This is a genomic window from Thermovibrio sp. (genome assembly GCA_015488335.1).
GTDB lineage: Bacteria > Aquificota > Aquificia > Desulfurobacteriales > Desulfurobacteriaceae > Balnearium.
In genome coordinates this window covers 1-7,006 of sequence record WFNZ01000039.1, presented here as the reverse complement: position 1 = coordinate 7,006, position 7,006 = coordinate 1, and the positions used below count along the sequence as shown (strand labels likewise).

11 protein-coding genes are annotated in these 7,006 nt (G+C 39.5%); all 11 read left to right on the top strand.

The features are described from left to right. The coding region (locus F8H35_RS04690) for a hypothetical protein (RefSeq protein ID WP_472572393.1) at positions 1 to 462 on the top strand (462 nt) is incomplete at its 5' end. A 27-nt stretch (positions 463 to 489) separates the two neighbouring features. Next, complete coding sequence (locus tag F8H35_RS04685) at positions 490 to 1,338, top strand: flagellin (RefSeq protein ID WP_472572392.1); 849 nt, start codon at positions 490 to 492, stop codon at positions 1,336 to 1,338. A 59-nt stretch (positions 1,339 to 1,397) separates the two neighbouring features. Continuing rightward, positions 1,398 to 1,757 carry a flagellar protein FlaG gene (locus tag F8H35_RS04680; RefSeq protein WP_472572391.1) on the top strand — a complete coding sequence of 120 codons (360 nt, stop codon included), beginning with the start codon at positions 1,398 to 1,400 and terminating at the stop codon, positions 1,755 to 1,757. Between the two features lie 7 nt (positions 1,758 to 1,764). Beyond that, complete coding sequence (gene fliD / locus F8H35_RS04675; protein WP_472572390.1) at positions 1,765 to 3,111, top strand: flagellar filament capping protein FliD; 1,347 nt, start codon at positions 1,765 to 1,767, stop codon at positions 3,109 to 3,111. A 12-nt stretch (positions 3,112 to 3,123) separates the two neighbouring features. Then, positions 3,124 to 3,474, top strand: coding sequence for a flagellar export chaperone FliS (gene fliS / locus F8H35_RS04670; protein ID WP_472572389.1), 351 nt, complete (start codon positions 3,124 to 3,126; stop codon positions 3,472 to 3,474). Beyond that, on the top strand, positions 3,456 to 3,701 hold the full coding sequence (locus F8H35_RS04665; protein WP_472572388.1) for a hypothetical protein: 246 nt from the start codon (positions 3,456 to 3,458) through the stop codon (positions 3,699 to 3,701). Before fliS ends, F8H35_RS04665 begins: the two co-directional genes overlap by 19 nt. Beyond that, positions 3,698 to 4,339, top strand: a complete 642-nt coding sequence (bioD, locus tag F8H35_RS04660) for a dethiobiotin synthase (protein WP_472572387.1) — start codon at positions 3,698 to 3,700, stop codon at positions 4,337 to 4,339. Before F8H35_RS04665 ends, bioD begins: the two co-directional genes overlap by 4 nt. A gap of 326 nt (positions 4,340 to 4,665) precedes the next feature. Then, positions 4,666 to 5,622, top strand: a complete 957-nt coding sequence (locus tag F8H35_RS04655; protein WP_472572394.1) for a cytochrome-c peroxidase — start codon at positions 4,666 to 4,668, stop codon at positions 5,620 to 5,622. Between the two features lie 41 nt (positions 5,623 to 5,663). Further along, entirely contained in the window at positions 5,664 to 6,212 is a 549-nt protein-coding gene (locus tag F8H35_RS04650; RefSeq protein WP_472572386.1) for a metallophosphoesterase, read from the top strand. Then, a complete protein-coding gene (locus tag F8H35_RS04645; RefSeq protein ID WP_472572385.1) occupies positions 6,209 to 6,682 on the top strand; it encodes a KdsC family phosphatase in 474 nt (157 codons plus the stop codon). The genes F8H35_RS04650 and F8H35_RS04645 overlap by 4 nt, the downstream gene beginning before the upstream one ends. A gap of 49 nt (positions 6,683 to 6,731) precedes the next feature. Continuing rightward, on the top strand, positions 6,732 to 7,006 hold a 275-nt coding region (gene lptC / locus F8H35_RS04640; RefSeq protein ID WP_472572384.1), incomplete at its 3' end, for an LPS export ABC transporter periplasmic protein LptC.

The following is a 7,006-nucleotide window of genomic DNA, read 5'->3' as shown; positions in this document are numbered from 1 at the left end:
GCTTTCTACTTTTACAAGGAAAAAGGGGAAACAGTTAAAGCATTAGATAGTTTAAAAAAAGCTGCTGAAATTTTTGATAGAACGAGAGACAATCCTTTTGCCTATAATCCATTTTTTACCTTTGCCTCTGACAAACTAAAACATTTTGAGAGGATAGTTTTAAGTGAGAATTTGGGAGATGCTGGCTATGAAGAGTTCCTTGAAGAGGAGTGGCGGAGAAAGAAAGGAAGGAATTTGGGGTTATTACTTTGTTCAGTTTGTACTTCAAAGGAAAAAAGACTGAAGTTTTTAAGGAAGTTAGCACTGAGATATACCGACCAGGTTACAGTTTTTTGGTTAATCAAGGAATTGAAAGAACAGGGAAAAGAAGAGGAATTTCTAAGATTGCAGAATTTACTCATTCCCAAATTAGAGAATCAACTGACTAAAATAAAAGAGCTTACCACCGATAATAGTAAATAGAAATAAACCAAAGTATGGAGGTAAGTCATGGCACTGAGGATTAATTACAACTACCAAGCTGATTTTACGCACTTCAACTTGCTACAGACAGAGCAAGCTATGAATAAGGCTCTTGAGAGGCTCGCTACAGGTTACAGAATTAACAGGGCAGCCGATGATGCAGCTGGTCTTTACATTGCTGACCAACTGAGGACTTACGCTGTATCCCTTGAGCAGGCTACAAGAAATGCTCAAGATGGTATTTCAATTGCTCAGGTTGCTCAATCTGCTCTTACAAACGTTTATAATATATTGAATGATATTAAGTCAAAGGCAATTGAAGCAGCTAACGATTCACAAACGAGTGAAACTAGAGCTATTATTCAACAGGATATAAATAAGCTGGTGGATGTAATTGGAAAGATTTTCAAAGACACTGAGTTTAATGGTCAAAGTATTTTCGGTTCAACTGCTCAGAGTTTTACAATTCATTATGGTGGAAGAACGAATCAAGAACTCTTAATAGCTGGTGTAACAGCAACAGCATCTACAGATAGTACTGGAGCTAAAATTACTGTAGGGGATACAACAATTACTATTGATGTTACAAATCAATCAACAGCTAATGAAGCTGTAAAGAACATTGACGATATAATCAAAGCAGTAGATAAAGCTAACGCAAACTACGGTTCTTACCAAATTGAGCTTGAAAAGATCATTATGAACAATGAAAGCCAGAGAATAAATGCAAAAGAAGCTGAATCAAGGATTAGGAACGTTGACTTTGCTAAGGAGATGTCTGAGTTTACAAGGAACCAGATTCTCATGCAGTCTGGTACAGCTATGCTTGCTCAGGCAAATCAGCTTCCTCAACTTGTGCTTCAGCTTCTCAGGTAATTTGTATAAAATTGGAGGAGGGGAGCTCCCCTCCTCCTTAACCTTTAACGAGGTTAAAAATGGATGTAAAGTCTGTCTCCAACATACAGTCTTCCATTGAAATGAATGTTCAAAACACTGCTACACAGAAGATAGATAGGGTGGATAGAATTCATAAGGATCAAGCTCAAGAGGAATTTGATCATAAAAAGATTTCTCCTAAAATGGTAGAGGAACTCGTAAAGGAACTTGAAAAGAAACTTTCAATGCTTAATACACAACTTAAGATATCAATAGACAAAGATACAGATATGGTTGTTGTTAAAGTTATAGATAAAGAAACTAAAAAAGTGATAAGGCAGATCCCACCTGAATATGTTTTGAAAATAGTAAAATATTTAGATGAGATAACAGGACTTCTCTACAATAACAAGGTTTGAGGTATTTATGGCTGGTGAAATTTATATAAGTAATCTTGGAAGCTTTGATTATCAAAACATCTTAGATATGTATTACCAGGCTAATAGTTTGCCTATACAGTTACTTCAATCGCAGGAAACAAAAATTGATTCAAAAGTAAAAGCATATAAGGAGTTTGAGTCAAAAATTGGCGATTTTTACAACGCTTTTGAAACTTTAACTTCCACTCCCATAGAAGGAAAAAATGTAAAAGTTACTGATGAAAATATTTTAACGGCAAAGATTACTGATGAGCTTAAAGCTATTCCCGGAAATTACAACGTTACTGTAAATCAGCTTGCAGAAAATGATGTGTGGCTTTCTCAGACTGGAAAATCCCTTGATGAAGCTGTAGCAACTACCAGTGGAACTCTCCAGATAAGTTATGCAGGAGAGGTTGTTGCTACTGTAGATTACGATACAGATGTAAGCGATACATCAAAGCCCTCTACACTTCAGGAGATCGTTGATGCTATCAATTCTGCTCAAGATAAGGTAAAAGCATCTCTCGTTTACGATGGGAGCTCCTACTACCTACTACTTATGGGAAAAGATACAGGTTCTAATAACACTATAGAACTCCAGGAAACTGGTGGTGGAGATCTTTTAGACCAGCTTCAGATAGGAGATAGTTATTCAGACAGCCACGTTCAGACAGCTTCCGATGCAGAAGTTACCGTTTTCGGTAAAACCCTTACCAGCCCTAATAATACATTTTCTGAGGCTATTCCCGGTGTTAGTTTTACTGTGAATGCCACAGGAAGTTCAACAATAGAGGTAAGGGAAGATACTTCTAAATTTGGAAATGCTCTGAACAAGTTTATCCAGGCTTACAACTCTATTGTTGATTTTGTCCAGAAGGAAGGTGGTAAAGATGGAGCTCTCTCCGGTGATACAACCCTTCAGATGATAAGATCTTCTCTGCTTTCAAAGCTTCAGCCTCTATTCAACCTGAATCTTTTAGAGGTGGATAAGGATACCGGCCACCTGTCTATTAAAACAGACCAGTTGACTTCCCTTGAAGAGACATCACCAGATACCCTTAAATCGGCAATTGATGAAGTAAAAGCTTCTTTGTATGATTACCTTGTTTACCTGAAGAGTCCTGAAAGTCCTGTAGAGCTATCTATTAAAAACCTGAATGAGAGAAAGGAGTCAATAGAGGATCAAATAACTTTTATGAAGAAGCTCCTGAATGATCAGATTCAGGCTTTAAAGGAGCAGCTTGTTCAACTTCAACTGTTCCAGCAACAAATGGCGGAAGTTAGGGCTAAACTAACAGCTACGTTTGGCCAGGTTTCTCTCCTGCCAACTACCAATACAAACGTTCAGTAGAGAGGATGAAAAATGGATAACCCCTATTTAAAAACACAGGTTGAGATTGCTTCTCCTGTAGAAAGGGTTTTAATGCTTTACGATAAGGCCATTCTTCTTCTTAAAGATGCCTCTGAAGCGATAGATGAAGGTGATATAGTCAGAAAGGCTAATGACATAGCGAGGGCTGATAAGATTATAAGGGTTTTAAACGCTTCCCTTGATATGGAGCAGGGAGGGGAAGTGGCAGAGTCTTTAAAGCGGTTTTACGACCACATCCTTGATATGTTAATACTGGCAAACGGGAAAAATGATAAGGAGCTCCTTTCAACAGCCATAGAAATGCTTGAAACGGTAAAGTCGGCTTGGGAAGAGATAAAGTAGAGGTTAAACTAAAAGAACTCTCCTTCTACATTGAGCAGGGAGACTTCAAAAAAGCATCTGAGCTCCTTTCAGAAATTTCAGCTGCTATTCCATCTTATTCTCAAGAAGATGCCAGAAAAATTTTAAAATTCTTAAATTTTTACTCAGATAGACTTAATCAGTTGGAAAAAGAATTGGGACTGGAAGTTAGTAATAAATCAAAAGTAAGAAAAAGTTACTTAAGATGAAAGGACTTTTTGTTACTGGAACAGATACGGGTGTTGGGAAAACCTTTTTTTCCTGTTGTCTTATTAAATTTCTTAAAGATTCTGGAATTGATGTTCTTGGATTTAAGCCGGTAGAAACTGGGTGTTCTCCCGTTTGTGAAGATGCAAAAAAGCTTTCAAAAGCTTCTGGAGTTTACTTAGAGCCTGTTTATTCCCTTAAGAAACCGCTTGCTCCTTCTGTTGCTTCTGAACTTGAAGGCTTAAATATAGATGTAGAAAGACTTGTTGATAGGTGCAGGGAGCTCCTCTCCCGTTCACCTGTAGTTATAGAGGGAGCTGGTGGAATTATGGTTCCGATAACCTGGAATTTTACTTTCTTAAACCTTGCTGCTTCCCTTTCTCTTCCGGTTGTTGTCGTTGCCCTTAATAAGTTGGGAGTTATAAACCATACCCTTTTAACTGTAAATGCCTGCCTTAATGCCGGTTTAGAAGTTAAGGGTGTTGTTCTGAACAGCTTCCAGAAGTTTGACGAGAGTTTTGGAACCAATCTCTACAGTTTAAGAAAACTTCTAAAAGTTCCCGTTGTTCCTTTCTTTTCCTGTAAAGATGTTAAAAGTGTAGTGAAAGAGTTGGAATTACTTGAAATCTTTTTGCAATAGCCTATAATTCTAATCAGAAAGTTTATTCTGAGGAGGGTGATATGAGGAGAGCTCTTATATTACTGTCTGCTTTTCTCCTTTCTACTGTAGGAGCAAAAGCTGGTGTTTGGGAAACCAACTGTGCCGGTTGCCACAACGGTATGGTAGCTCCCACAAAATCAAAACTTCTCTCCAAGTTTCACACAAAGAGAGAGTTTATGGCAAAAGTGAAAGAGATGGTTTCTAAAGGAAAAATGCCCCCAGGCCTGCCTTACGGTAGAGCTGCCAACGAACTTTTTGGAACTAAAAGAGTAATTCACCGTCCTAAGAGAATTCATAAGAAACCTATGGCTGTTACAAGTGTTGCAGCAGTTTCAGACCCTTATGCAAGGTATAAGAAGTTTTTTAAACCTTTACCGGCACTTCCCCCAATTCCAGCAGATAACCCACTGACCCCTGAAAAGGTTAAGCTTGGAAAGATGCTCTATTACGACCCAAGGCTTTCAAGGAGTAAACTTATTTCCTGTAACACCTGTCATAACCTTGCCCTTGGCGGAGATGATAACCAGAAAACCTCTTTAGGAGACCACTGGAGAACAGGGGGAAGAAACGCTCCTACAACTCTTAACTCAGGTTTCCTCAGGGTTCAGTTCTGGGATGGGAGAGCTCCCACGCTTGAAGAACAGGCAAAAGGTCCACTACAGGCTCACGTTGAGATGAACTCCACTCCAGAGATAGTTGTCCGTAGGCTTAAAGCTATTCCAGAGTACGTTGAGCTCTTTAAGAAAGCATTTCCAGGGGAAAAGGATCCAGTAACTTTTGAAAATGTTGTAAAGGCTATAGCTGCCTTTGAGAGGACTTTAAATACTCCTAACTCTCCGTTCCAGAGATATCTGTTGGGAGAAACAAATGCCCTTTCAAAGGAACAGAAAGAGGGGATGGCATTGTTTGTTAAGTACGGATGCATTGCCTGCCACAACGGTCCGGTTCTTTCAGATGGAAGGTTCCATAAGTTTAAGTGGAACGATGACCCTGGTCGCTACAGGGTAACAAAGAACCCGGCTGATAAGTATATGTTTAGAACGCCTCAGCTCCTGAATGTTGCGGTTACTGCTCCGTACTTCCACGACGGTTCTGTAAATAGCCTTGAGGAAGCCGTTAAAGTAATGGCTCAGAAGGAGTTGGGTAAGAAGCTTTCAAATAGTGAGGCTAAGAAAATTGCCGATTTTCTCCGTTCTCTCACCGGTGAAGTTCCTCTTGAGGCAAGAATTCTTCCACAACTTCCTGGTAACAATCCTCAGTAAGTTTCTGGCCTGCCCTGTGCAGGCCTTTGTATAATTAACTCATGAATTACTTTATATCCGATACCCACTTCTTCCACAGGAACATTCTCAAGCTCTGTCCCATTAAGAGAAAGGAAGGTTTTGAGGAGCGAATTCTTGAAAATCTAAAATCTCAGCTTACCCCTTCCGACACCCTTTACCATTTGGGGGATTTCTCCTGGGAAGATAGTGATTTCCTTTTAAAGAGATGGAGGGAGCTCCCCGGCAGAAAAGTCCTCATAAAAGGGAATCACGACTGGCACTTTAAAAACCTTGAGCTTTACTTTGATGAGATAGTTGAATTCGCTACTGTTATTTACAGTAAGAGGAAAAAGATTCTCCTCTGCCACTTTCCCTCTAAAGATTTGAGGACCTTCAGGTATCTGGAACTTCAGAAACGGATAACAGAAATCTACCGGAGTGAAAACTGCTCTCTCCTGATTCATGGCCACGTCCACTGGAATCCCTACTGTGTTTTCTGCGGATGCCACCTCAATTGTGTAAAATGCTTCAACGTAAACGTTGAGTTTACAGGTTACAGAGCAGTTTCAGAGGAGGAGCTCCCGCTGTGATAAAAGTTCTTTTTTTAGACGTTGACGGCGTTTTAACCGACGGAACAATAACTTACGACATTTACGGCAGAGAAGTTAAGCGTTTCAACGTGAAGGACGGATACGGAATAGTCCGTGCTATTAATACTGGGATGGATGTTGTTGTTGTTTCTGGAAGGATCTCATCTCAGGTAGAGAAACGGTGCAGAGAGCTCGGTATAAAAGAGGTCTATCAGGGAGTTTCAGATAAACTCTCCTTTGCCGATAGATATCTAAAAGAACATTCTCTTACGTTTGAAGAGGCAGCAGCTATGGGAGACGACCTGCCCGACCTTCCTCTTTTAAAGAGGGTAAAGGTTAGTGGAGCTCCCTCAGATGCCGTTCCTCAGGTAAAAGTTCTGGTGGATTTCGTTTCAAGATCTCCAGGAGGGAAAGGAGCTGTTAGGGAGTTCATAGACTTCCTCTTAAACGAGCCCAGTAATGAGAAGTAAGCTCTACAGGTTAGCCCTTTTTCTTCTCATAGTTTCTTTTATTCCTTTTTTGATTTTTATATCAAAGAAAGAAACACCACCAGAGAAGATAAACGTTCCTCAGCACAAAACCCAAACTGTTGAGAACTTTATACTCAAATCTTCAGGAAAGAACAGATGGCAGCTTAAATCTCCTCAGGCTAAATTTCTTGATAAAAACATTATAGAATTAAAAAAACCCATTCTTGTTGTTTTTCTAAAGTCAAGAATCACAATAAAAGCAGAAGAAGCCACATTTAATAGAAATTTAGGTCAAATTCGTTTGAAAAGTGTGGAACTTATAGG